We start from the raw sequence: 25,122 nt of genomic DNA on the forward strand, positions 1-25,122 counted from the left end.
ATGCGCACGTATGCCCGTATGCGCCCATACGCGCAGGTCAGAGCCGCTTTCCGCCTGTCCCGAAGGACGTAACAACCATGGCCGCCACCCCGCAGAACCCTGCCGCCTCCGCGCCCCGCCGCAAGGTGAGTCGTCACCGCGGTGAGGGTCAGTGGGCCGTGGGTCACTTCACCCCGCTCAACGGCAACGAACAGGTCAAGAAGGACGACGACGGTCTCAATGTGCGGACACGCATTGAGACGATCTACTCCAAGCGCGGCTTCGACTCGATCGACCCCAGCGACCTGCGCGGGCGTATGCGCTGGTGGGGGCTGTACACCCAGCGCAAGCCCGGGATCGACGGCGGCAAGACCGCGATCCTGGAGCCGGAGGAGCTGGACGACGAGTACTTCATGATGCGCGTCCGCATCGACGGCGGGGCGCTGACCACCCGGCAGCTGCGGGTCATCGGCGAGATCTCGCAGGAGTTCGCGCGCGGCACCGCGGACATCACCGACCGGCAGAACGTCCAGTACCACTGGATCCGGATCGAGGACGTGCCCACGATCTGGGACCGCCTGGAGGGCGTGGGCCTGTCGACGGTCACCGCCTGCGGCGACACTCCGCGTGTGATGATCGGCTCCCCGGTGGCGGGCATCGCCGAGGACGAGATCATCGATGGCACCCCCGCGCTGGAGGAGATGAAGCGCCGGGTCCTGAACAACAAGGCGTATTCGAACCTCCCGCGGAAGTTCAAGACGGCCATCTCCGGATCGCCGCTGCTGGATGTGGTGCACGAGATCAACGACGTCGCCTTCGTCGGCGTGCGCCACCCCGAGCACGGCCCCGGCTTCGACGTGTGGGTGGGCGGCGGTCTGTCCACCAACCCCAAGCTCGGTGTGCGGCTCGGCGCCTGGGTGCCGATCGACGAGGTCCCGGACGTCTACGAGGGCGTCGTCTCGATCTTCCGTGACTACGGCTACCGCCGGCTGCGCAACCGGGCCCGCCTGAAGTTCCTCGTCGCCGACTGGGGCCCGGAGAAGTTCCGGCAGGTGCTGGAGGACGAGTACCTGGGCGGGCGCAAGCTGGTCGACGGGCCCGCTCCCGAGCAGCCCGTCCAGCAGTGGCGCGACCACATCGGCGTGCACCGGCAGAAGGACGGCCGGTTCTACGTCGGCTTCGCCCCGCGCGTGGGACGCGTCGACGGCGCCACGCTCACGAAGATCGCCGATCTCGCGGAGGCCCATGGCTCGGGCCGGGTGCGCACCACCGTCGAGCAGAAGATGATCGTCCTCGATGTCGAGGAGGACCAGGTCGACTCGCTCGTCGAGGGCCTGGAGGCACTGGACCTCAGCGCCAGGCCGTCCCCGTTCCGGCGCGGCACCATGGCCTGCACCGGTATCGAGTTCTGCAAGCTCGCCATCGTGGAGACCAAGCAGCGCGGCTCGCAGCTGATCGACGAACTCGAGCGCCGGATCCCGGACTTCGACGAGCCGATCACGATCAACCTCAACGGCTGCCCCAACGCCTGCGCCCGTATCCAGACGGCGGACATCGGTCTCAAGGGCCAGTTGGTCCTGGACGAGGACGGCAACCAGGTCGAGGGCTACCAGGTGCACCTCGGCGGCGCGCTGGGCCTCGAGCCCGGCTTCGGCCGCAAGGTGCGCGGTCTGAAGGTCACCGCGGAGGAGCTCCCCGACTACATCGAGCGCGTCCTCAAGCGCTTCCAGGCCGAGCGTGAGGACGGCGAGCGGTTCGCCGTCTGGGCGGCCCGTGCCAACGAGGAGGCCCTCTCATGAGCGAGCGGGCCGCCCCTTTCTACTGCCCCTACTGCGGCGACGAGGACCTGCGTCCCAGCGACCAGGGCCACGGCGCCTGGGAATGCGCGGCGTGCAACCGAGCATTCCAGCTGAAGTTCCTCGGGCTGCTCGCCCGGGGTCTTCAGCGAGCCGACAACGGAGGGGATGACCGGACATGACGACGGCTCAGGAAGAACGTTCCGCCGAGGAACTGAAGGCGCTCGCCGAGCAGGCGGGCCGTGACCTGGAGGACGCCTCCGCGCTGGAGGTCCTCCAGTGGGCGGTGGACACCTTCGGCAAGGACTTCTGCGTCACGTCCTCCATGGAGGACGCGGTGGTCGCCCATCTGGCGTCCCGCGTCCAGAAGGGCGTGGACGTCGTGTTCCTCGACACCGGCTACCACTTCCCGGAGACCATCGGCACCCGCGACGCGGTCGAGGCCGTGATGGACGTCAACGTCATCACCCTCACCCCGAAGCAGACGGTCGCCGAACAGGACGCCGAGTACGGCCCCAGGCTGCACGACCGCGACCCCGACCTGTGCTGCAAGCTCCGCAAGGTCCAGCCCCTGGAGGAGGGCCTCGAGGGCTACCGCGCCTGGGCGACCGGCCTGCGCCGCGACGAGTCCCCGACCCGGGCGAACACCCCGGTCGTCGGCTGGGACGACAAGCGCCAGAAGGTGAAGGTCTCCCCGATCGCCCGCTGGACGCAGGACGACGTGGACGCCTACGTCGCCGAACACGGCGTACTGACCAACCCGCTGCTGATGGACGGCTACCCCTCCATCGGCTGCGCCCCCTGCACCCGCCGGGTGCTCGAGGGCGAGGACGCACGCGCGGGCCGCTGGGCGGGCCGCGCCAAGACCGAGTGCGGGCTGCACGGCTGACCATGACTGTGATTTCTGCGAACCCCCCGACGAATTCCGCGACGAATTCCCCGACGACCTCTCCGACGGACAAGGAGACCCACGTGACGACCGGAGCCACCGTCTGGCTCACGGGCCTGCCGAGTGCCGGCAAGACCACCATCGCCCACGAGCTGGCGGGCCGGCTGCGCGAGGAGGGCCACCTCGTCGAGGTGCTCGACGGCGACGAGATCCGCGAGTTCATCTCGGCGGGCCTCGGCTTCAGCCGCGAGGACCGGCACACCAACGTGCAGCGCATCGGCTTCGTCGCCGAACTGCTGGCCCGCAACGGCGTCAAGGCGCTGGTACCGGTCATCGCGCCGTACGCGGACAGCCGGGACGCGGTGCGGGAGCGCCACCAGGAGAACGGCACGGCGTACCTGGAGGTGCACGTGGCGACCCCGGTCGAGGTCTGCTCGGTACGCGATGTGAAGGGGCTGTACGCGAAGCAGGCCGCGGGCGAGCTGACGGGACTCACGGGCGTCGACGACCCCTACGAGGAGCCCAAGTCGCCCGACCTGCGCATCGAGTCGCAGCACCAGAGCGTGCCGGAGTCCGCGGCCTCCGTGTACGCCCTGCTCAGCGAAAGGGGACTGGCATGACGACCGTCACCAGGGCCAAGGAGGGCGGCGAGGGCACGGACAGCCCGTACGCCCTCAGCCACCTGGACGCGCTGGAGTCCGAGGCGGTGCACATCTTCCGCGAGGTGGCGGGCGAGTTCGAGAAGCCGGTGATCCTCTTCTCCGGCGGCAAGGACTCCATCCTCATGCTGCACCTGGCGCTGAAGGCGTTCGCCCCGGCCCGCGTGCCGTTCTCCCTGCTGCACGTGGACACCGGGCACAACTTCCCCGAGGTGCTGGAGTACCGGGACCGGACGGTCGAACGGCACGGACTGCGCCTCCATGTCGCCTCCGTACAGGACTACATCGACCGCGGTGTGCTCAAGGAACGCCCCGACGGCACCCGCAACCCCCTCCAGACGGTGCCGCTCACGGAGAAGATCCAGAGCGAGCGGTTCGACGCCGTCTTCGGCGGCGGGCGCCGCGACGAGGAGAAGGCCCGCGCGAAGGAACGGGTGTTCTCGCTGCGCGACGAGTTCTCCCAGTGGGACCCGCGCCGGCAACGGCCCGAGCTGTGGAACCTGTACAACGGCCGCCACGCACCCGGCGAACACGTCCGCGTCTTCCCGCTCAGCAACTGGACCGAACTCGACGTCTGGCAGTACATCGCCCGCGAGGGCATCGAGCTGCCCGAGATCTATTTCGCGCACGAGCGGGAGGTCTTCCAGCGCAGCGGCATGTGGCTGACCGGCGGTGAGTGGGGTGGGCCCAAGGACGGCGAGACCGTCGAGAAGCGGCTGGTCCGCTACCGCACCGTCGGCGACATGTCCTGCACGGGTGCCGTCGACTCCGACGCCACGACGCTGGACGCCGTCATCGCCGAGATCGCCGCGTCCCGGCTGACCGAGCGCGGCGCCACCCGCGCCGACGACAAGCTCTCCGAGGCCGCGATGGAAGACCGCAAGCGCGAGGGGTACTTCTAAGCATGAGCACGACGACGACCGAGGCACTCTCGGCCACCACCCTGCTGCGGTTCGCCACCGCGGGCTCCGTCGACGACGGCAAGTCCACCCTCGTCGGCCGCCTGCTGCACGACTCCAAGTCGGTCCTCACCGACCAGTTGGAGGCCGTCGAGCACGCCTCCCGCAGCCGCGGCCAGGAGGCCCCGGACCTCGCGCTGCTGACGGACGGTCTGCGGGCCGAGCGCGAGCAGGGCATCACCATCGACGTGGCCTACCGCTACTTCGCCACGCCCAAGCGGCGGTTCATCCTCGCCGACACCCCCGGCCACGTGCAGTACACCCGGAACATGGTGACGGGCGCCTCCACCGCCGAACTGACGATCATCCTGGTCGACGCCCGCAACGGCGTCGTCGAGCAGACCCGCCGCCACGCCGCGATCGCCGCGCTGCTGCGCGTCCCGCACGTCGTCCTCGCCGTCAACAAGATGGACCTGGTCGCCCACAAGGAGTCCGTCTTCGCCGCCATCGCCGAGGAGTTCACGGCGTACGCGCTCGAACTGGGCGTCCCGGAGGTCACCGCGATCCCGATCTCGGCGCTCGCCGGCGACAACGTGGTGGAGCCGTCCGCGAACATGGACTGGTACGGCGGCCCGACCGTCCTGGAGCACCTGGAGACGGTCCCGGTCAGCCACGACCTGAGCCACTGCCACGCGCGTCTGCCCGTGCAGTACGTGATCCGGCCGCAGACGGCCGAGCACCCGGACTACCGGGGCTACGCGGGTCAGATCGCCGCCGGTTCGTTCCACGTCGGCGAGGCGGTCACCGTCCTGCCGTCCGGCCGTACGTCGAAGATCTCCGGCATCGACCTGCTGGGCGAGCCGGTCGACGTCGCCTGGACCACCCAGTCGGTGACGATCCTCCTGGAGGACGACATCGACATCTCGCGCGGCGACCTGATCGTGCCGACCAAGGACGCCCCGGCGACCACCCAGGACATCGAGGCCACGGTCTGCCACGTCGCCGACGCCCCGCTGACCGTCGGCCACCGGGTGCTGCTCAAGCACGGCACCCGCACGGTCAAGGCGATCGTCAGGGACATCCCGTCCCGGCTCACGCTCGCCGACCTCTCGCTGCACCCGCACCCGGGGCAGCTCGTCGCCAACGACATCGGCCGGGTGAAGATCCGCACCGCCGACCCGCTGCCGGTCGACTCCTACTCCGACTCGCGGCGCACCGGCTCCTTCATCCTGATCGACCCCAGCGACGGCACCACGCTCACCGCGGGCATGGTGGGTGAGTCGTTCGCGTCCCCCGAGCCGGTCAAGGACGAGTCCGAGGACGACGGGTGGGACTTCTGACATGAACTCCACCGACTACTTCTCCACGTTCGCGAAGGAGGGCGGCCGCGTCGGCAGCGGTGACCTCGGGAGCGGGCAGGGCGGAGTCGCGCGATGTGCGTGCTGACGTACGCGCACTGCCTGCGCGCCCCGTCCCCCCACCCGACGTCCCGGAAGCGACGAAGACCTGCCGACCTCCCGGCCACGACCTGAAAGACCGTGACCGCCGGGCCAACGAGAGGAACACCTCCCGTGCCTGTCAACCGCTCAACGTTCCTTCGCCGCGGCGTAGCCGTGGTAGCAGCGCTCCCCCTGCTCACGCTCGCCGCTTGCGGCTACGGGTCCAAGTCCACGACCGACAACGCCAAGGAGAAGGTCGCCGCCGGATCGTCCAAGATCGACGGCCTTGGCTCCGTCAAGATCGGCTACTTCGGCAACCTGACCCACGGCACCGCGCTCGTCGCCCGTCAGCAGGGCCTGTTCCAGAAGGAACTGGGCGCCACCAAGGCGGACTACCAGATCTTCAACGCCGGCCCCTCGGAGATCGAGGCGCTCAACTCGGGCTCCATCGACATCGGTTGGATCGGCCCGTCCCCGGCGATCAACGGTTACGTCAAGTCCGACGGCAAGGGTCTGAAGATCATCGGCGGCTCGGCCTCCGGCGGCGTGAAGCTCGTCGTCAACCCGAAGAAGATCAAGTCCCTGAAGGACGTCAAGGGCAAGAAGATCGCCACCCCGCAGCTCGGCAACACGCAGGACGTGGCGTTCCTCAACTGGGTCGCCGACCAGGGCTGGAAGGTCGACGCGAACACCGGCAAGGGCGATGTGTCGGTGGTCCGCACCGACAACAAGATCACCCCGGACGCCTACAAGTCCGGCGCCATCGACGGTGCCTGGGTGCCGGAGCCGACCGCGTCCAAGCTGGTCGCCGAGGGCGGCAAGGTGCTGCTGGACGAGTCGACGCTGTGGCCGGACAAGAAGTTCGTGATCACGAACATCATCGTGCGGCAGGACTTCCTCAAGGCGCACCCGAAGGCTGTCGAGGCCGTGCTGAAGGCCTCCGTCGAGGCCAACAAGTGGATCAACGCCAACCCCGACCAGGCCAAGGCCACGGCGAACAAGCGGCTGGAGGCGGACTCCGGCAAGGCGCTGCCTGCGGACGTCATCGACCCGGCGTGGAAGTCGATCCAGTTCACCAACGACCCGCTGGCCTCCACCCTCAACACCGAGGCGGATCACGCGGTCAAGGCCGGCCTGCTGGAGAAGCCGAGCCTGAAGGGGATCTACGACCTCACGCTCCTCAACAAGGTCCTCAAGGCCGAGGGCGAGAGCACGGTGGACGACGCCGGTCTCGGCGCCAGCTGATTCCCGACCCGAGTTCCCAGGAGGTGACGACCATGGCCACGACCCTCGCCAAGGCCGAAGAGTCGGTGGAGTACGCCGCTCGCCTTGAGCATGTCTCGAAGTCCTTCGCAGGACCGGGCGGGCAGCAGCCCGTCCTGGACGACATAAGTCTCGATGTCGCGCCGGGCGAGTTCGTCACCCTCCTGGGGGCCTCGGGCTGCGGCAAGTCCACACTGCTGAACCTGGTGGCGGGGCTGGACAAGCCGACTGTCGGCTCCATCGCGACTGACAGCCGGCCGGCCCTGATGTTCCAGGAGCACGCGCTCTTCCCGTGGCTGACCGCCGGCAAGAACATCGAACTGGCCCTCAAGCTCAGGGGAGTTCCGAAGAACGAGCGGCGCGTCAAGGCCGACGAGCTGCTCGAACTCGTCCGGCTGAAGGGCGCGTACGGCAAGCGCGTCCACGAGCTGTCGGGCGGTATGCGCCAGCGTGTGGCGCTGGCCCGGGCGCTCGCCCAGGAGAGCAACCTGCTGCTGATGGACGAGCCGTTCGCGGCGCTGGACGCCATCACACGGGACGTGCTGCACGACGAACTGACGCGGATCTGGGCGGAGACGGGCGTGTCCGTCCTCTTCGTCACGCACAACGTGCGCGAGGCGGTACGGCTCGCGCAGCGCGTCATCCTGCTGTCGTCCCGCCCGGGCCGGATCGCACGAGAGTGGACGGTCGACATCCCGCAGCCGCGTCGCATCGAGGACGCGCCCGTGGCCGAACTGTCCCTTGAGATCACCGATGTACTGCGTGGGGAGATCCGCCGCCATGGCCAGCACTGAGACGACACCGGCCCAGGACGCCGGAAGCGTCGAGGCGGGCCTCGACGCACTGGAGACCACGGCCACCGGCCGTACACCCTTCAGCCAGACCTTCAAGAACAAGATCCTGCCGCCCATCACCGCCATCGCGGTGGTGCTGGTGGCCTGGGCCCTTCTCTACCCGGTCGTCGACAACCCGTCGAAGCTGCCTTCTCCCGGCGATGTGTGGGCAGAGGTCGAGGACCAGTGGCTCAAGGGGACCCTGCTCGACTACATCTGGGGCAGCGTCTCCCGCGGTCTGCTGGGCTTCCTGCTCGCGCTGGCCATCGGCACGCCGCTGGGCCTGCTGGTGGCGCGGGTGAAGTTCGTGCGTGCGGCGTTCGGCCCGATCCTCTCCGGTCTGCAGTCGCTGCCGTCGGTCGCCTGGGTAGCGCCGGCGGTGATCTGGCTGGGCCTGGACAACTCCGTGATGTTCACCGTGATCCTGCTCGGCGCCGTCCCCTCGATCGCCAACGGCCTGGTCTCCGGCGTCGACCAGGTGCCCCCGCTGTTCCTGCGCGCGGGCCGCACACTGGGCGCGACAGGACTGCGCGGCACCTGGCACATAGTGATGCCGGCGGCGCTGCCCGGCTATGTGGCCGGGCTGAAGCAGGGCTGGGCTTTCTCCTGGCGTTCGCTGATGGCCGCCGAGATCATCGCCCAGTCGCCGGACATGGGCATGGGTCTGGGCCAGCTGCTGGAGGTGGGCCGCACCAACAGCAGCATGGCGACGGTCTTCCTCGCCATCCTGCTCATCCTGTTCGTCGGCATAGCCATCGATCTGCTGATCTTCAGCCCGCTGGAGCGGTGGGTGCTGCGCAGCCGCGGCCTGCTGGTGAAGAGCTGACTCCCATGCGCCATTCGAAGCCGGTCCTCCTCGTGATCGCCCACGGCAGCCGCGACCCACGGCACGCCGCGACGGTGCACGCCCTGGTGCGTCGCGTACGGTCGCTGCGGCCGGGGCTGCGCGTGGAGACCGGCTTCCTGGACTTCAACGTCCCCTCCGTGCAAGGGGTGCTGGAGTCCCTGGCGGCGGAGGGCGTACGTGACGTGGTGGCCCTCCCGCTGCTGCTCACCCGCGCGTTCCACGCGAAGGCGGACATTCCGGCGGTTCTGCGGGACGCACCGACACGGCTGCGGATCCGTCAGGCGGAGGTGCTCGGCCCGTCGCCGCTGCTGCTCTCCGCCCTCGAACGGCGTTTGTACGAGGCCGGGTTGACCCCGGCCGACAAGTCCTCGACCGGGGTCGTGCTGGCCTCGGCGGGGTCCACCGACCCGGAGGCGATCGCAGTGATCGCAGATATCGCGCGGGAGTGGCGGCACACCGGTTGGTGCGCCGTGCGGCCTGCGTTCGCCTCCGCATCCCTGCCGCGTACGGAGGACGCAGTGCGCGAACTGCGCGCCCTGGGCTGCGCGAAGGTCGCGGTCGCCCCGTACGTCCTGGCCCCCGGCTTCCTCCCGGACCGCATCGCGCGGGGCGCGGCGGAGGCGGACGTCCTGGCCGACGTACTCGGTCCCGCGCCTCAGGTGGCCCGGTTGCTGCTGGAGCGCTACGACGCGGCACGCCACCCGGCGCTGGCGGCTGTGGGCGCCTAGGGGTACGAGGGCCTGCGCCCGGCACGCCGAGAGCACGCACCGGACGCCGCCGGGCGTCGCCCGCCCTCCGGGCGGACGGCGGGACTTTCGCAACAGGCCAGGGCACTGTCGGGGCGAGCCGGTGTGGCGGGCGGGGTGTCCGCGGTCCGGCGCTCCCCTGTGACGCCGGTCCGCGGACGACGGACCGGGACACGGCGTCCGGCTGTGGCCAACCTTCTTGCCGTGCCCGGCACTTGGTACTGCGTTTCGTGCGGTGGATGTGTCACAGCGGTGGGGATTCCGCCGCGCCGTCAGGGTTGCGTGGTCGCCTTCACCGTGGCCGCGGGACCGGTGCCCGCCGCCGTCACCGCCGCCACGGTCACCGTGTACGCGGTTCCTGGCGCCAGTCCGCCGAGCACCCGGAACATGCCCTTGGCGGAGGGCTGGGTGACCAGGACGTCCCGGCCGGTGACGTCGAGCGGGTCGCGGCCGTCCGAGACGGTCACCCGGTAGCCGGTGATCTTCGCGTCGCCGGTCGCGGTGGGCGGGGTCCAGGCGAGGGTGGCCGCCGTGGACGCCGTGCGCAGCCTGGGACTTGTGGGTGCGCCCGGCAGAACGCTCACCGCCGTCGGTGTCAGCGGCAGCGAGGCGAGTGACGGGGCGCTGCTGCCGTAGGCGCTGCTCGCGGTGACCGTCACGGTGAACGGCCCGCCGGTCGACGGCAGTCCCCCGATCCGCATGATCGCCGTGCGCGTGAAGTCCGCCGCCGACAGGCGCTGCTGGCCGACCAGCCCGCCCGTCGTGTCGTATGCCCGTGCCGTGAACGACGTCACCGGCGAACCGCCGTCCACGAAGGTCGGGTTGAAGGTGACGTACAGCGCGTCCGCGCCCGCTGTGCTCGTGCCGACCCGGGACGGCGACTCGGGGACGGAACGGGCGCCGACACGGCGGTCGAGCAGGCTCTTGTAGGCGGGCTCGAGTCCGGCGTACGGTCTCAGTCGAAGGACAGAGAGCCCGTGCGGGTGCGCTTGAGCTCGAACAGGTCGGGGTGCCTCGCCAGCACCCGGAAGCTGTCGAAGAGCTCGGCCGCCGCCTCTCCTCGCGGAACGGCCCGCAGTACCGGACCGAACCACACCGTGCCGTCGACATGCACGGTGGGCGTGCCCACGTAGCCTCCCGAGTCCGGCTCGGCCCAGGCGTCGTGGCTGCGGCGCACCGCCTCGTCGTACGCCGGGTCGCGGGCGGCGTGGGCCAGATCGGCGGGGAGCCCAAGGTCGGCGAGGGACTCGGTGACGACCGCGTCGAAATCCTGGGCGTACTCGGTACCGCGCTCGTGGATGCGGGTGCCGAAGGCGGTGTAGAGGTCCCGCAGCACCTTCTCGCCGTGCCGGTCGGCGGCGGCCACGGCGACCCGGACCGGGCCGATCGACCGGTCCACGAGATCCCGGTACCAGTCCGGGAGTTCGTTGCCGAGGTTGTGCAGGTACAGGCTCATCGTGTGGAAGCGAAGGTTGAGCGGGCGCAGGCGCTCGACCTCCAGCAGCCAGCGGGAGGTGATCCAGGCGAAGGGGCACGCGGGGTCGAAGGCGAAGTCGACGCGGACGGGTGCGCCGGTGCGGTCGGTCTCGGAAGAAGGCGTCATGCGGACGACGCTAGCCGCCGAATGGCGCAGGATCCCGGCCCAATCCCTCCCTGTTTCAGTGGCCCATTCAGCTGTCCGCGGCGGGCACCTGGGCGGCGGCCTCGCTGATGGCCGGCCGGCGCGCGGTCGCGGGTGTGGGCCCGCTGGGAGGCAATTGGGTCTTCCCTCCCCTGAGTGCGAAGGAGACCCCATGCGAAGGGTCACGCTTGCGGAGCCGTCATCTCCACCAGCTTGACCACGGTGTTCCAGTTCCGGCTCGTGGCGATCACGCCCTTGGTGCTCCGCGGCCGGGACAGGGCCTCGGCGAGCTTGGAGCGGCCGAGGCCGTCCGGGGCGTACAGGTACAGCGCCCGGTCGCCGAGGCGGAACTCCTCGGGGAGGTGGGCGGCCTGGTCGATCTCCGCGAAGCGCTCCGCGGTGACGGGCGCGGAGAAGTAGGTGACGTGCAGTTGCCTCGCCTCGAGTTCGGCGGCGGGGAACGGGCAGGCCTCCGCCACGGCCTTCAGGTAGGCGTGGGTGCGCACGATCACGTTCACGGAGAAGCCGAACCGCCGCTCGATCGCCTGCGTCAGCTCGGCGGCCAGGGACTCCTCGTCGCCGTGGTCGGAGGTGAAGACGGCCTGACCGCTCTGGAGGTAGGTGCGCACGCCTTCGTGGCCGAGGCCCGTCATCAGCTGTCGCAGGTCGGCCATCGGCAGTTTCCTGCTGCCGCCCACGTTGATGCCCCGCAGCAGCGCAGCGTATGTCGTCATCCCGACACCATAGAGCGGCCGTCGTGCCCGGTGGGCACACCCTGATCAGCGCCCCCGAGACGCACAGATAGATGTAAGGGCCCGTTGTCCTCCCCGGCGACGAGAGGACGTCGTCGTACTTCACCGGGCAGCACGACGAGAAGGCCTTATCCGGCCCATACCTTCGTAGCGAGTCAACGTACGGAGCAGAACAAGGGGGATGGCCCGTCATGGGTAACGGAGATACACGGGTGCGGGGCCTGGCCGCCCGGGCCGGCGGCTGGAGCGCCCGGCATCGCTGGGCGGCCGTCGGCATATGGGTGCTGTTCGTCGTCCTGGCGATGGGGCTCGGCTCGGCGGCGGGCCGGGTCGATGTCGACGACAGCGACCAGCTCAAGGGGGAGACGCACACCGCCGCGCGGATCATCGACGACGCGGGGATCAAGGAGCCGGCCGGGGAGACCGTCCTGATCCAGTCGAAGGACGGTTCCCTGAAGGCCACGGACGCCGAGTTCAAGGCCACCGTCGCGGACGTGGTGAAGGCCGTCGGCGCCACCGGCAAGGTCACCGACGTCACCTCGCCGTACGACACCCGGACGATCTCGAAGGACGGCCGCAGCGCGCTGGTGCAGTTCGACATGCGCGGCGACGCGGACACGGCCGCCGACCGGGTCGAACCGGTGCTGAAGGCTGTCGACGGGGTGCAGAAGGAGCACGGATCGCTGCGGATCGAGGAGATCGGCGGCGCCAGCATGAACAAGCAGTACAAGGACGCCTTCGGCGACGACTTCCAGAAGGCCGAGTACTCCGCCGTGCCGGTCGCCCTGGGCATCCTGCTCATCGCCTTCGGGGCGCTGGTGGCGGCGCTGCTGCCGGTGGCGCTGGCGATCACCGCGATCATGGCGACGATGGGCCTGATGGGCATCGTCAGCCATCTCCAGCCGATGAGCGACACCGCCAACTCCGTGATGCTGCTGGTCGGCATGGCGGTCGGCGTCGACTACTGCCTGTTCTACCTGCGCCGGGAGCGCGAGGAGCGGGAAGCCGGCCGGGACGCGGGCACCGCGCTGAGGATCGCCGCCGCCACCAGCGGCCGGGCGATCATCGTCTCCGGTGTCACGGTGTGCGTGGCGATGGCGGGCATGCTGTTCACCGGGCTCGCCGCGTTCGAGGCGATGGGCCTGGCCTCGCTGATGGTCGTGGCCGTCGCCATGGTCGGCTCCGTGACCGTGCTGCCCGCGCTGCTGTCGCTGCTGGGCGAGCGGGTGGAGAAGGGACGGATACCGTTCCTGCGCCGGCGCCGGAACGGCGGGAGTTCGGAGAGCCGGTTCTGGACGGCCGTGCTGCGCGGTGTGCTCGCGCGGCCGGTGGTCTCCGTGGTCGTGGCGGTGGGCGCGCTGCTGGCCGTGGCCGCGCCCGCGCTGGGCATGAAGACCTCGCAGCTCACCCTGGACCAGGAGTTCGGTGACTCGCTGCCCATCGTGCAGACCTACAACCGGCTCAACGACGCCTTCCCGGGCGGTTCCGAGCCGGCCGAGGTGGTCGTGAAGGCCAAGGACATCAACGCAGCCGAGGTGCGGCAGGCGCTGGCCGACTTCAAGGCGAAGGCGGTCGCTTCGGGTGCCTCGCTCGGCCCGGTCGACATCAAGCTGCACGACGCGCAGAACGTCGCCCTGGTGTCCGTACCGCTGGTCGGCGGCTCGGACATGGACAAGGCGAGCAGGAGCCTGGAGAAGCTGCGGGACGAGGTACGGCCCGCCACGCTCGGCAAGGTCGACGGCGTCCAGGCGCCGATCACCGGAAACGTCGCGGGCAACCACGACTTCAACGACCAGCTGATGGGCTCCGTCCTCCCGGTCTTCGCGTTCGTGGTGGTCTTCGCCTTCCTGCTGATGCTGCTGTCGTTCCGCTCGCTGACCGTGGCGATCACCTCGATCCTGCTGAACCTGCTGTCGGTGGGCGCGGCGTACGGCATCCTCGTCGCCGTCTTCCAGCACGGCTGGGGTGCCTCGCTGGTGGGCGCGGAGGGCGTCGGCGCGGTCGTCACCTGGCTGCCGCTGTTCCTCTTCGTGATCCTGTTCGGTCTGTCCATGGACTACCACGTGTTCGTGGTCTCCCGGATCCGCGAGGCCCGGATGCGCGGCCGCAGCACGAAGGACGCGATCCAGCACGGCGTGGTCACCACGGCAGGTGTCGTCACCAGCGCCGCCGTCATCATGGTCGCCGTGTTCGCGATCTTCGGCACGCTGTCCATGCAGGACATGAAGCAGATGGGTGTGGGCCTCGCCACCGCCGTGCTGATCGACGCGACGATCATCCGCGGTGTGCTGCTGCCGGCCGTGATGGCGCTGCTGGGCGAGCGCAACTGGTACCTGCCCAAGTGGATGAACCGGCTGCCCGACCTCACCCACGACGAGTCGCCGGAGGCGGTGGCGGCACCGCCTCGCCCCGAGGGTGACCGGCTGAGCGTCTGATTCCGCCCGTTGACAGAGGGCCCGTTGGTCTCCCGGGGGAACCAACGGGCCCTCGCCGTGCTCCAGAAGTACAGACGACGCAGGTCCACCACGGGGGAGGACACACATGGACAGACGGAACCTGCTGAAGGCCGCGCTCGCCGCTCCGGCGGCCGGGCTGCCGGCCCCGGCCGAGGCGTACGCGGCACCGGCGGCGTTCGACGTGCTCATCGGGGACGTCAACTCGGGGAAGATCTACCTCTTCGACCGCAACAAGCCGTTCACCGACGCCAACATCAAGTGGTCGCTGAATCCGGCGGGTTCGGGACATCCGATGGAGCACCGTTTCCGGGACACCACGGGCGACGGCCAGATCCTGCTCGCGGCGACGGGCACGGCGAGCAGCGGCAGGGCGAGCATCTACCGGCGTCGCGACAAGAAACTGCTGTGGTCGGCGAACGTCCCGAACTACCCGCACTGCATCGAACGGGCCCAGGGCACCGGTGTGGTCGTGGTCGCCGGGCGCAGCAAGGGCGCGGGTGGCGGCACCGCCAAGGGCGGCAGTCTGCATGTGTTCCGGCCCACCGACAGCCACAGCTCCTCGCTGGTGAGCGCGGGGACGCCGATCCCGTTCTTCCAGGCGCACGGCCTGCTGTGGGACCCGCAGCTGGAGCGGATGTGGGCGGCGGGCGGCTCGGTGCTGACCGCGTACCGGATCGTGACGACGGCGAACTCGGCCAAGCTGGTGGAGGACTCCGCCCGCCGCGTCACCTCCTTCCACCACCCGCACGACCTCCAGCCGGACCACCAGCACCCGGGCCGGCTCCTCGTCACCGACACCAACGGCGTCTACGCGGTCGACAAGTCGACGATGAAGCCGACCACGCTGCACACCCGCAAGCTCGTCAAGTCGTATGTGCACCACTCCTCCGGCGAGCAGATGTGGACCGGGGCGGTGGCGGGCGGCAACGACTTCGGGACGAAGTACGTCCACTTCAACGTGAGCGGGGTCGCGCGGGCCCGGGCCGGGGCGATCGTCTACAAGGCGAGGCTCGACACGACCGCCTACCTCTGACGGCGCCCGGGCAGCTCGGCCTCGATCAGGTCCGCCGCCCGCCGGGTACCGCCCTCCTGGGCCATCCCGGCCTGGATCTCCCGCAGCCGCCGGGCGGTCTCCGGGTCGTCGAGCAGGTCGAGGGCGGCCGCGCGGAGGGCGTCGGCGGTGGCCTCCTCGGTGGACAGTCGCCGGGCGACGCCCAGGCCCTGGAGCATGTCGGCGTTGCCGAACTGGTCCACGGCCTGCGGTACGGCGATCATCGGCGTGGCGGTGGCCAGTCCCTCCTGGCTGCCGCCCGCACCGGCGTGCGTGACGAACAGGTCGGCCTGCTTCAGGATCGCCAACTGGGGTACCCAGGAGTGCACTTCGACGTTCTCCGGTACGTCGCCCAGCTCGGCGGGGGCGACGCGGTTGCCGACTTGCAGCACCAGGTGCCAGCCGGGCAGGTCGCCGAAGGCCCGTACGCACGCGCGGTAGAAGGCGGGCTGTTTGGTGAAGGCCGAGCCGAGCGACACCAGCACCACCTTCTCGGCGCCCTCGGGCCGCTGCCACTCGCCCTGCGCGGCACGGTCGCCCTGGCAGGCGCCGACGAAGGAGTGGACACGCTCGTCGACCCGGTCGGCGTGCGGTTGCAGCGCCTTCGGGATCAGTACGAGGGACCGGGCGGGGCGGCCGGCGAAGGGGTCCGGGTGCTCGGTGATCCCGTTCTCGGCGAGCCAGGCCTCGAACCGGGCGTAGTAGGCCCGGCCGCGCTCGGTCTTCCTGGGCTCCGCCCACATCGGCTCGGCCACCTCCTCCTCATAGCCGTCCCAGGCGACGAGGTTCGGCGACAGGGAGACCGCGGGCACACCCCAGCGGTGGGCGAGGACACGGGCCGGATAGGACGCGATGTCGTGCAGCACGAGGTCCGGCTCGTCGCCCTCGTAGGCCTCGATCAGCTGCGGGAGCGCCTGGATCGCGTCGTTCAGGAAGGGCTCGACGTTGTCCAGCAGGGTGGCGCCCCAGGCCTCCGGGTCGGCGTCCGGCCCGGGCAGCGTGGAGGTGTAGGGCACGGGCCGGGCACCGGTCTCCGCGACCTTCTCGGCGAACACCGGCGGGATGGCATACGTGACCCGGTGCCCCCGGGCGACGAGTTCGCGGATCACCTCCAGGCTGGGGTTGACGTGGCCGTGGGCGGCGATGGAGAACATGGCGATGTGAGCGCGGTCGGTCATGACGGCGAGACTATTCGAGACGAGACGTCTCGTTCAAATTAATTGTCCGTTCAGCGCTGGTAGCGGGCCAGCACCAGGTTCCCGTCCTTCTCCAGTCGGCGGCGGAGTTCGGCGAGGCCGATCGCGCCGCTGTAGTACTCCTGGAAGGCCGGGGTCGCCACCTTGTCCTTCCACTCGGGATAGCCGCGCACGGACTGGGCGGGGGCCGGGCTGAGGTGGGCGGCCAGGGCGGTGCCGGTGGCCCAGCCGTCCTTCACGGTGTGCAGGGCGGGGTCGGCGAGGGCCCGGGTACCGGTGGGCAGCATCCAGTCCCCGAGGGCCAGCCGGACCATGTTCTTCGGCCGCAGCAGGAAGTCGACGAACGCGGCGGCCTCCTTCTTGTGCGGACTGTCGGCGGCGATGGACAGCGTCTGCGGGCTGACGCCCTGGGTGAGCCCGTCGGCGCCCGCCGGGGCGGGCAGCACCTGCCAGTCGAAGCCCTCGGGCGCCTGCTGGGCTATCTGCTGCCGGTAGGAGAAGCCGAGCGGGACCATGGCGTACTTGCCGCCGAAGAAGCCGGGCAGCGTGTCCGAGCCGCCGCTGCCCAGGGTCGAGGCGGGCGCGCTGTGGTCGGTGCCCGTCTGGTCGTGGACGATGCGAGGCACCACCTGGTCGGCGGCCTCGAAGCGGACGGTCACCTTGCCGTCGCCGCCGGCACCGTCTCGGTGGAAGAGCCGGCCGCCCGCCGACAGCGACAGGTTGAGGGTGGCGGAGACGGGTTCCTTCAGCGGCCAGGCGACACCGTACTTCCCGTCGCCGCTGAGCTGCCGCGTGACCTGCCGGAACTCGGTCCAGCTCCAAGGCCGTTCCGGCGTGGGGATCCGCACCCCGGACCGCTTCAGCCAAGCCGCGTTGGCGATCAGCACCCGGGGCTCCTGGAGGAACGGCACGCCGTAGATCCCGTCACCGAAGGTCGTCGTCTCCCAACTGCGCCGCGGGATGTCGGACGTGAGGCGGGAGGACAGCAGGCCGGTCAGGTCGGCGAGGTAGCCGCCGTAGGCGAAGTCCGCGAGGTCGTCGGAGGCGTCGTGGATGACGTCGGGGGCCTCACCGCCCTCGAAGGCGGTGAGCAGCTGGTCGTGGACGCTGTCCCAGCTGCCCTGGACGTACTCGACATGGACGTCCGGGTGGGCCGCGTTCCACTCCTTCACCAGTTCCTTGTTGGCGGCGACGGACTCCTCCTGCCAGGCCAGGGACTGGAAGCGCAGGGTGATCCGGCCGCCGGTGTCCGTGCCGCCCGAGGAGCAGCCCGCCAGCAGCAGGAGGAGGGCGAGGAGGACGGTGGCGCTCCGGGTGCGCATCAGCTCTTCACCGCCCCGGCGAGCAGGCCGCCCGTGATCCGGCGCTGGACCACCGCGAAGACGACCAGCGAGGGCAGGGTGGCGAGGAACGCGGCCGCCGCGAGCGGGCCGAGGTCCGCGACCCCCTCCGCGCCGATGAAGTGCGTGAGGACGACGGGCAGCGTCTGTCTCTCCGGCGTCTTCAGCAGCACCAGCGCGAAGAAGAACTCGTTCCACGCGGTGACGAACGCGAACAGGCCCGTCGCCACGATCCCCGGCGCGAGCAGCGGCGCCGTCACCGACACCAGCGTTCTGAGCCGTCCCGCGCCGTCGACCGCCGCGGCCTCCTCCAGTTCGGCCGGGACCGCGCGTACGTATCCGACGAGCATCCACAGCGCGAACGGCAGCGCCCACACGACGTACACCATCACCAGCCCGGGCAGGGAGTCGACCAGCCGCAGGTTCTTCAGCACCAGGAACAGCGGGATGATCACCAGGACGAACGGGAACGCCTGGCTGACCACCACCCACCCGGTCGCGGCCCGGGACAGCAGGGTGCGGCGGCGGGCCATGACGTACGCCATGGGCGTCGCGAGCAGAACGGCGATCACCGCCGCCGCGAGCGCCGCGAGCAGCGAGTTGAGCCCGGCGCGCAGCAGCGGCTGCTCGTCGAAGGCCTGCCGGAAGTTGGCGAGGGTCGGGTCCCTCGGGATCCAGGACGGGTGCGCGCTGCCCAGCTCGCGCGGGGACTTGAACGCGGTGGACAGCAGCCACAGAAGGGGGAAGGCGAGGAAGACCAGATACGCCAGCAGGGCGGCGTACTGGCCCACGCGGGCGCCGGTACGGGTCCTCACGCGTCCTCGCCTCCCCGCAGCCGGCCCACCAGGAAGACGGCGAGCAGCACCGAGATCACCGCGACCATCACGCATCCCATGGCCGCCGCGTAGCCGAACTGGCCGTAGCGGAAGGCTTCTTCGTAGGCGAAGAGCATCGGCAGCCGGGTCTTGCCGCCGGGGCCGCCGTTCGTCAGCACATAGACCAGGGCGAAGGAGTTGAAGTTCCAGATGAGGTTGAGCGCGGTGATGGCGAGCGCGATCGGTCTGAGGGCGGGCCAGGTGACCGTGCGGAACCGGCGCCAGGCGCCCGCGCCGTCCACCGCCGCCGCCTCGTGCAGTTCGCGCGGGGTGTTCTGGAGCCCGGCGAGCAGGGCGACCGTCGTCTGCGGCATCCCGGCCCACACACCGACGACGATCACGGCGGGCAGGGCACTGGCCAGGCCGCCGAGCCAGTCCCGGCCGTCGCCGAGGCCGAGGTCGCGCAGGGTCTCGTTGAGGACGCCCGCGTCCGGGTTGTAGACCAGCCGCCACATGATGCCGACCACGACCTCGGGCATGGCCCACGGGACGATGGCGAGGGCACGGGCCAGCGGGCGCAGCCGTAACTGCTGGTTCAGCAGGAGGGCCAGGCCGAGCGCCAGCAGGAACTGCAGCACGGTCACCCCGACGGCCCACACCAGTCCGATCCGGAACGACTCCCAGAACAGCGTGTCGTGCAGCAGGTCCCGGAAGTTGAGGGCGCCGGTCCACTTCGTGGGCGCGGTCCGGCCCGACTGGGCGTCCGTGAAGGCCAGCAGGATGCCGTACAGCAGGGGCCCGACGCTCAGGACGAGGATGGGGATCAGGGCCGGCAGGACGAGGAACCAGGCGCCGCGGTCGGGGGCGCGCCGCGGCGACCGCCCGGCCTCCACTACCAATGTCACTGAATCAGCCCCTTTGCGCGACTCGGTTGGCGTGTTCATGCTCGTGAAGGCGTGGTGTTCCGTCAAGGGACCGCGCACACGGCTCCACCTGTGGGAATGCGAGACTGGCCAGCACCGGACAGGACACGGAGGCGGACGATGGACGAGGCACGGGCGCGGGACGTACTGGCCGCGGCGGGGGTGCTGCCCGGGACGGCCGGGGACGCTCGGCTGCTCGCCCTGGGCGAGAACGCGGTGTTCGCCACCGGTGACCTGGTCGTCAAGGTGGGGCGCGACGCCGAACTGCTGGACCGGGCACGGCGGGAGCTGGCCGTCGCGGCCTGGCTGGCCGAGGTGGACGTGCCGGCGGTACGGGCGGCCGAGCCGAAGGCCCTGCTGACCGAGGGGCACCCGGTGACCGTGTGGCACCGCCTGCCCGATCCCGTACGGCCCGCCGAGCCGCGGGATCTGGCCGAACTGCTGCGGATCGTGCACGCGCTGCCGTCCCCGTCCTTCGCCCTTCCGCCCCGCGAACTGCTGGGCGGTGTGGAACGCTGGCTGCGGCTCGCGGGCGACGCGATCGACCCGGCGGACGCGGCGTATCTGCGTGAGCGGCGGGACGGGTTCGCGGGAGCCGCGGCCGCGCTGACGCCCCATCTGCGGCCGGGGCCCATCCATGGCGACGCGCTGCCCCGCAATGTCCACATCGGCCCCGAGGGCCCCGTGCTGGTGGACCTGGAGACCGTCTCGGCCGATCTGCGCGAGCACGACCTGGTGGTCATGGCCCTCTCCCGCGACCGCTACGGCCTCGCCGCCGAGGCCTACGACTCCTTCACGGACACCTACGGGTGGGACGTGCGCGAGTGGGAGGGCTGCCCGGTGCTGCGCGGCGCCCGCGAGACGGCCAGCTGCGCGTGGGTGGCACAGCACGCCCCGGCCAACCCCGGGGCGCTGGCGGAGTTCCGCCGCCGGGTGGCGTCACTGCGGGACGGGGACGAGACGGTGCGCTGGTACCCGTTCTGAGTGCCTGGCGTCCGGGGCTTGTCGTTGTCTAGGGCGTCGTCTGCTTGCCGGTGTCCCGGTTCTGGATGCCGCGCGCCGCACGACGCAGTTCGGCCAGCACCGTGCGCACGGCCGACCGGGCCGTGCGTTCCGGGCGGTACAGCGCGTCGATGTGCCGTCTGGCCTGAACCCCGCTGAGCGGTCTGAGGGCCAGTGCGGGATGCGGGCGCATCGTCCAGCGGGGCATGAGGGCGATACCGCCGCCGGCCGCGACGGCCTCGGCGACCACCGCGAACTCGTTGACGCGGTGGGCCAGATGGAGTCGGCGCCCCGCCGCGGCGGAGATGGCCTCGATGACCGCCAGGACCGGGTAGCCGTCGTGCACGGTGATCCACGGCTCGTCGGCCACGTCGCGCGGGGTCACCCGGCGCTTGGCGGTGAGCGGATGTCCGGCGGGCATCGCCACGTCGAGCGGCTCGTGCAGCAGCGCGGTCACGTGCACGGTGCGCGGCCACGGCGGGGCGTGGTCGAGGCGGTGGGCGAGCACGAGGTCGTACTCGCGGGTGAGCGGGGGGAAGTCCTGCTGCGGAACGTCCTCGTCGGCCAGTGAGAGCGCGGGTCCGCCGGGTCCGGCCAGGGCCCGCAGCAGCAGCGGGAAGAACGCGGCGCCCGCGCTGTGGAACGCGGCCACCGACACCTCGCCGTCCGGTCTGGCGACGAAATCGTCCACGGCGTGCCGGGCCCGCGCCAGCGCCGTCTCCACCTCGACGGCCGCGCCCGCCAGGGCCTGCCCGGCGTCGGTGAGCACCAGCCGGCGCCCGTGCCGCTCGGTGAGCGGCACGGGGACCGAACGCTGTAGCAGCCGCAGCTGCTGCGAGATCGCCGACGGCGTCACCAGCAACGCCTCGGCGACCGCGGTGACACTGCCCAGCTCGCCCAGCTCACGCAGGATCCGCAACTGCCGTTCGTCCATGCCCGCAGCCTAAGGGCACGATGAAGGGAAACTAAAAGATCATTTAAGGAAGTGGCCCTGGGCTACAGGGTCACCGGTGGTGCACGGTGGTCGGGTGTCCGACGCCCGCCGTACCGACGCGGTACTCCTCCTGGTCGCGCTCGTCTGGGGTTCCAGCTATCTGTCCGCCCAGACGGCCACCACAGCCCTGCCCGTCGTGACGGTCCTGCTGGCGCGGTACGCGCTCTCCGCGCCGGCCTGTCTCGGCCTCGTGGCCGCCCGCCGCCGCGGGTCCCGCGGGTGGACCCGCGAGGAGGTGCGGGCCGGTGTGCCGCTGGGTGTGACCCAGGCCGCGGTCCTGGTCGTGGAGACGTACGGCGTCGCCCACACCACCGCCGCCAACGCGGGCCTGATCATCAGTCTGACCATCGTGCTCACCCCGCTGCTCGACCGCTCCGCTCACCCCGGTGGCCTGCCGCCCGCCTTCTTCGCCGCCGCCGGCGTGTGCGTCCTCGCCGTCGGCCTGCTGATGTCCGGCAACGGCTTCCACGCCCCCCGGTCCGGTGACCTGCTGATGCTCGCCGCCGCCGGCATCCGGGCGGTCCACGTCTGTCTCGTGGGCCGGCTCACCACGGGCCGCACGATCCGCCCGCCGCACCTGACGGCGCTCCAGACGCTGGTGGGTACGGGGCTGTTCCTCCCCCCGGCCCTGACCGGCCTGCCGGACCTGGTCCGCGCGAGTGCCGCCACCTGGACGCAGCTGCTGTACCTCGCCCTGTTCTGCAGCGTGTTCGCCTTCCTCGCGCAGACCTGGGCGGTCCAGCGCACGTCGGCCAGCCGGGCCAGCCTGCTGCTCGGCACGGAGCCGGTCTGGGCGGCGACCGTGGGCGTCGCCCTGGGCGGCGAACACCTCACCGCGCTCACCGGCCTCGGCGCGGCCCTCATGGTCGCCGGGACCTACTGGGGCCAAGCGGTGGAACGCGCCCACCGCGCAGGCCGCTCCGCCACGACACCACCCCCGGCACACGACACGGAAAGGGACTCGAGCACCGCATGCCTGACCACGACACCTACCAGCACCTGATCTCCCTCCTCGACGCCTCCCGCGTCGACTACCGCCTCATCGACCACGAACCCGAGGGCGCCACCGAGGCCGTGTGCGCCCTGCGCGGACACCCCGCGTCCGAGGCCGCGAAGTGCATCGTCCTGCGGGTCAAGGTCGACCGCCGCACCACCCGTCACGTCCTGGCGGTCGTCCCCGGTGACCGGCGGGTCGACCTGGACGCCGTGCGCGAGCTGTTCGGGGCCCGTTACGCCGGCTTCAGCGACGCCGAGACCGCCGAGCGGCTGGCCCGCTCGGTTCCCGGCACGGTCCTGCCCTTCAGCTTCGACCCCGACCTCGAAGTCGTCGCCGACCCGAACGTCGTGGCCCGGCCTCAGCTGTACTTCAACGCCGCCCGCCTGGACCGCTCCCTGGTCGTCTCCGGCACCGACTACGCCAGGCTCGCCCGCCCACGGGTGGCCCGCATCGCGGGCCCGGCCGCGGCCTAGGGCCGGTGGTCCGCCGGGCGTGACCGCCTCACACCCGGTCGTCCGCCAACTCCCGCATCGGCCACCTGCCGTCCACCACCGCCTCCGCGTCGCCCTTGCCGCGCAGGAAGTTCTGGAAGTCCGCCGCCCAGGCCGCGTACCACTCGATCTGGCGCTGGTGCAGCAGGGCCGGGCCGAGGGCGGCGATCTTCGGGTGGCGGTCGGCTATCGCGGAGGCCAGGCGGGCCGCGGCGAGGGCGTCGGCGGTGGCGTCGTGGGCGGAGTCGAGGACGACGCCGTACTCGGCGCAGACCGCTTCGAGGTTGCGTTTGCCGCGGCGGTAGCGGTCGACCTGGCGGTCGATGGTGTACGGGTCGATGACCGGGGCGGGGTCGAGGCCGCCGAGGCGGTCGGAGAGCGACGGCAGGCCGTGGCGCCGCAGTTCGGCGGAGAGCAGGGTGAGGTCGAAGGCCGCGTTGTAGGCGACGACCGGCACGCCCGTCTTCCAGTACCCGGTGAGGACGTCCGCGATGGTGTCCGCGACCCGGTCGGCCGGCGCTCCCTCGGCCGCCGCGCGTTCGTTGCTGATGCCGTGCACCGCCACCGCGTCGGCCGGGATCTCCACGCCCGGGTCGGCCAGCCACTCCCGGCGGCCTATGGGCTGCCCGGCCCTGACCTCGATCACGGCCCCCGTGACGATGCGCGCCTCGCGCGGATCCGTCCCGGTCGTCTCCAGGTCGAAGCCGATCAGCAGCTCCCGGTGCCAGCCCATGGGCGGCCCCCCTTCTTGGTGGTGCGTTCCCCCGGTGATCTCTCAGTGGCTCCACCCTCGCACGCGCCACTGACAATCCGAGGTCCGCTTTCCGCTTGCGGCCGGGGACAGTTCAGGACACCGGCCGCGAATCCGCCCAAGCCAGCTCGAATTCCTCGCGGTATGTCGCGAAGAGTCCGCCTTCACCCACGTCGTCCGACTTGACCACCCGGCTGCCGTTGCGCAGCACCAGCACCGGCGACTCCATCCCGCGCGCACCGCGCAGATAGGACTGCACCACGGCGATGCCGTCGGCGCCGTCCCCGTCGACGAGGTAGGCGGTGAAGCGCGGCGTCTCGTCGTAGACCTGAATGGCGAAGGCGTCCGGGTCCCGCAGCCGGGACCGCACCCGGCGCATGTGCAGGATGTTCATCTCGACGGAGCGGCTCAGTTCGCCCCGTTTCATCCCCAGTTCCCGCTCGCGCCGCTTCACGGCGCTGGAGGCGGGGTTGAGGAAGAGCAGCCGGACCCGGCAGCCGGACTCGGCCAGCCGCACCAGCCGCCGCCCGGAGAAGTTCTGCACGAGCAGGTTGAGGCCGATGCCGGTGGCGTCGAGCCGGCGGGCGCCGCCGAAGAGGTCCTCGGCCGGGAACTGGCGCATCAGCCGCACCCGGTCGGGGTGGACGGCGACCACGTCCGCGTACCGGTCGCCCACCAGGCTCTCGACCGCGTCGACGGGCAGCCGCCGCGCGGACGGCACGTCGCCGCCCGCGCCGAGCATCTCCAGCAGCCGGGCGGAGGCCCGCTCGGCCTGGTTCAGGACGGCCTCGGACAGGGCCCGGTTGCGGGAGACGACGTTGCGGGTGACCTCGAGCTCGTCCAGGGCGAGTTCGACGTCCCGGCGCTCGTCGAAGTACGGCTCGAAGCACGGCCAGTGCTGCACCATCAGCTCGCGCAGCTGGGGCAGGGTGAGGAAGCTGAGGACGTTGTCGTCGGCCGGGTCGAGCAGATAGCCCTTGCGGCGGCTGACCTCGCGCACGGCGACCGCGCGCTGCACCCATTCCTGTCCGGCCGGGCCGGCCGCGGCGACCACCCAGTCGTCGCCGTGGACGGGTTCGTAGATGGGCCGCAGCACGGCGGCCACGACCGCGCGCAGCCGCTGTTCGACGAGGTTCAGCCAGATGTAGGCCCGCCCGGCCCGCTGGGCGCGAGTGCGCACCTCGAGCCAGGCGTCGGCGTCCCAGTCCAGTTCCGGCCCGATGGAACCCGTCGCGTCCATCGGCCGCGCCAGGGACACCGCGCCGGGCGGGACGTCCGTGGAGTTCCCCTCGTGACCCTCGTCACCAGGGGGCAGCTCCAGCCCTCCCGAGCCCACCCGTGCACCGCCTTCCGCTCCCCCGAGCTCTCCCCGTGCCAACGATC

24 protein-coding genes and 1 pseudogene are annotated in these 25,122 nt (G+C 71.0%); 15 read left to right on the forward strand and 10 right to left on the reverse strand.

Annotation, left to right across the window (positions count from 1 at the left end; translation table 11 throughout):
* Positions 1-77: 77 nt before the first annotated feature.
* From ACWGJM_RS34220 to ACWGJM_RS34265, 10 genes are all read left to right on the forward strand, one after another.
* A complete protein-coding gene (locus tag ACWGJM_RS34220; RefSeq protein WP_453415645.1) occupies positions 78-1,778 on the forward strand; it encodes a nitrite/sulfite reductase in 1,701 nt (566 codons plus the stop codon).
* The gene (locus tag ACWGJM_RS34225) at positions 1,775-1,957 is read left to right on the forward strand and encodes a hypothetical protein (RefSeq protein ID WP_453415646.1); all 183 of its coding nucleotides are present in this window, start codon (positions 1,775-1,777) and stop codon (positions 1,955-1,957) included. The genes ACWGJM_RS34220 and ACWGJM_RS34225 overlap by 4 nt, the downstream gene beginning before the upstream one ends.
* On the forward strand, positions 1,954-2,664 hold the full coding sequence (locus ACWGJM_RS34230; RefSeq protein ID WP_453415647.1) for a phosphoadenylyl-sulfate reductase: 711 nt from the start codon (positions 1,954-1,956) through the stop codon (positions 2,662-2,664). Before ACWGJM_RS34225 ends, ACWGJM_RS34230 begins: the two co-directional genes overlap by 4 nt.
* A gap of 83 nt (positions 2,665-2,747) precedes the next feature.
* Positions 2,748-3,284, forward strand: a complete 537-nt coding sequence (gene cysC / locus ACWGJM_RS34235; protein WP_453415648.1) for an adenylyl-sulfate kinase — start codon at positions 2,748-2,750, stop codon at positions 3,282-3,284.
* Positions 3,281-4,225, forward strand: a complete 945-nt coding sequence (gene cysD / locus ACWGJM_RS34240; protein WP_453415649.1) for a sulfate adenylyltransferase subunit CysD — start codon at positions 3,281-3,283, stop codon at positions 4,223-4,225. The genes cysC and cysD overlap by 4 nt, the downstream gene beginning before the upstream one ends.
* Before the next feature lie 2 nt (positions 4,226-4,227).
* Positions 4,228-5,562, forward strand: coding sequence for a sulfate adenylyltransferase subunit 1 (locus tag ACWGJM_RS34245; RefSeq protein WP_453415650.1), 1,335 nt, complete (start codon positions 4,228-4,230; stop codon positions 5,560-5,562).
* A gap of 231 nt (positions 5,563-5,793) precedes the next feature.
* Positions 5,794-6,906, forward strand: a complete 1,113-nt coding sequence (locus ACWGJM_RS34250; RefSeq protein ID WP_453415651.1) for an aliphatic sulfonate ABC transporter substrate-binding protein — start codon at positions 5,794-5,796, stop codon at positions 6,904-6,906.
* A 32-nt stretch (positions 6,907-6,938) separates the two neighbouring features.
* Entirely contained in the window at positions 6,939-7,718 is a 780-nt protein-coding gene (locus ACWGJM_RS34255) for an ABC transporter ATP-binding protein (protein WP_453415652.1), read from the forward strand.
* The gene (locus ACWGJM_RS34260) at positions 7,705-8,583 is read left to right on the forward strand and encodes an ABC transporter permease (RefSeq protein ID WP_453415653.1); all 879 of its coding nucleotides are present in this window, start codon (positions 7,705-7,707) and stop codon (positions 8,581-8,583) included. Before ACWGJM_RS34255 ends, ACWGJM_RS34260 begins: the two co-directional genes overlap by 14 nt.
* 5 nt (positions 8,584-8,588) lie before the next feature.
* Positions 8,589-9,332, forward strand: a complete 744-nt coding sequence (locus ACWGJM_RS34265) for a sirohydrochlorin chelatase (RefSeq protein WP_453415654.1) — start codon at positions 8,589-8,591, stop codon at positions 9,330-9,332.
* 290 nt (positions 9,333-9,622) lie between these two features.
* On the opposite strand, the gene ACWGJM_RS34270 is transcribed toward ACWGJM_RS34265, so the two are convergent.
* The 3 genes from ACWGJM_RS34270 to ACWGJM_RS34280 form a co-directional block, all read right to left on the reverse strand.
* Entirely contained in the window at positions 9,623-10,144 is a 522-nt protein-coding gene (locus ACWGJM_RS34270) for a fibronectin type III domain-containing protein (RefSeq protein ID WP_453415655.1), read from the reverse strand.
* A gap of 161 nt (positions 10,145-10,305) precedes the next feature.
* Complete coding sequence (locus tag ACWGJM_RS34275; protein ID WP_453415656.1) at positions 10,306-10,953, reverse strand: mycothiol-dependent nitroreductase Rv2466c family protein; 648 nt, start codon at positions 10,951-10,953, stop codon at positions 10,306-10,308.
* 200 nt (positions 10,954-11,153) lie between these two features.
* A complete protein-coding gene (locus ACWGJM_RS34280; protein WP_453415657.1) occupies positions 11,154-11,705 on the reverse strand; it encodes a DUF1697 domain-containing protein in 552 nt (183 codons plus the stop codon).
* 209 nt (positions 11,706-11,914) lie between these two features.
* On the opposite strand from ACWGJM_RS34280, the gene ACWGJM_RS34285 reads away from it, so the two are divergent.
* The gene (locus ACWGJM_RS34285; protein WP_453415658.1) at positions 11,915-14,158 is read left to right on the forward strand and encodes an MMPL family transporter; all 2,244 of its coding nucleotides are present in this window, start codon (positions 11,915-11,917) and stop codon (positions 14,156-14,158) included.
* Between the two features lie 106 nt (positions 14,159-14,264).
* Positions 14,265-15,212, forward strand: a complete 948-nt coding sequence (locus ACWGJM_RS34290) for a DUF6528 family protein (protein ID WP_453415659.1) — start codon at positions 14,265-14,267, stop codon at positions 15,210-15,212.
* Here ACWGJM_RS34290 and mgt read toward each other — a convergent pair.
* The 4 genes and pseudogenes from mgt to ACWGJM_RS34310 all read right to left on the reverse strand — a co-directional run bounded on the left by mgt (position 15,203) and on the right by ACWGJM_RS34310 (position 19,525).
* Positions 15,203-16,451 (reverse strand): annotated as a pseudogene (mgt, locus tag ACWGJM_RS34295) (macrolide-inactivating glycosyltransferase). The gene ACWGJM_RS34290 and the pseudogene mgt sit on opposite strands and share 10 nt — an antisense overlap.
* 7 nt (positions 16,452-16,458) lie before the next feature.
* Positions 16,459-17,748: an ABC transporter substrate-binding protein gene (locus ACWGJM_RS34300; RefSeq protein WP_453415660.1), complete on the reverse strand. Its 1,290-nt coding sequence runs from the start codon at positions 17,746-17,748 to the stop codon at positions 16,459-16,461.
* Positions 17,748-18,581, reverse strand: coding sequence for a carbohydrate ABC transporter permease (locus tag ACWGJM_RS34305; protein ID WP_453415661.1), 834 nt, complete (start codon positions 18,579-18,581; stop codon positions 17,748-17,750). The genes ACWGJM_RS34300 and ACWGJM_RS34305 overlap by 1 nt, the downstream gene beginning before the upstream one ends.
* Positions 18,578-19,525 carry a carbohydrate ABC transporter permease gene (locus ACWGJM_RS34310; RefSeq protein WP_453415662.1) on the reverse strand — a complete coding sequence of 316 codons (948 nt, stop codon included), beginning with the start codon at positions 19,523-19,525 and terminating at the stop codon, positions 18,578-18,580. The genes ACWGJM_RS34305 and ACWGJM_RS34310 overlap by 4 nt, the downstream gene beginning before the upstream one ends.
* 99 nt (positions 19,526-19,624) lie before the next feature.
* On the opposite strand from ACWGJM_RS34310, the gene ACWGJM_RS34315 reads away from it, so the two are divergent.
* Positions 19,625-20,488, forward strand: coding sequence for a phosphotransferase enzyme family protein (locus ACWGJM_RS34315; protein WP_453415663.1), 864 nt, complete (start codon positions 19,625-19,627; stop codon positions 20,486-20,488).
* A 28-nt stretch (positions 20,489-20,516) separates the two neighbouring features.
* On the opposite strand, the gene ACWGJM_RS34320 is transcribed toward ACWGJM_RS34315, so the two are convergent.
* Positions 20,517-21,440 carry a LysR family transcriptional regulator gene (locus ACWGJM_RS34320; RefSeq protein WP_453415664.1) on the reverse strand — a complete coding sequence of 308 codons (924 nt, stop codon included), beginning with the start codon at positions 21,438-21,440 and terminating at the stop codon, positions 20,517-20,519.
* A 94-nt stretch (positions 21,441-21,534) separates the two neighbouring features.
* On the opposite strand from ACWGJM_RS34320, the gene ACWGJM_RS34325 reads away from it, so the two are divergent.
* Positions 21,535-22,503, forward strand: coding sequence for a DMT family transporter (locus ACWGJM_RS34325; protein ID WP_453415665.1), 969 nt, complete (start codon positions 21,535-21,537; stop codon positions 22,501-22,503).
* Positions 22,473-22,970, forward strand: coding sequence for a YbaK/EbsC family protein (locus ACWGJM_RS34330; RefSeq protein WP_453415666.1), 498 nt, complete (start codon positions 22,473-22,475; stop codon positions 22,968-22,970). Before ACWGJM_RS34325 ends, ACWGJM_RS34330 begins: the two co-directional genes overlap by 31 nt.
* Before the next feature lie 28 nt (positions 22,971-22,998).
* Here ACWGJM_RS34330 and ACWGJM_RS34335 read toward each other — a convergent pair whose 3' ends face one another.
* Positions 22,999-23,721, reverse strand: a complete 723-nt coding sequence (locus ACWGJM_RS34335; protein WP_453415667.1) for an exonuclease domain-containing protein — start codon at positions 23,719-23,721, stop codon at positions 22,999-23,001.
* 112 nt (positions 23,722-23,833) lie between these two features.
* Entirely contained in the window at positions 23,834-25,075 is a 1,242-nt protein-coding gene (locus tag ACWGJM_RS34340; protein WP_453415668.1) for an SAV2148 family HEPN domain-containing protein, read from the reverse strand.
* Positions 25,076-25,122: the final 47 nt, after the last annotated feature.

This window comes from Streptomyces sp. NPDC054834, from assembly GCF_053611185.1.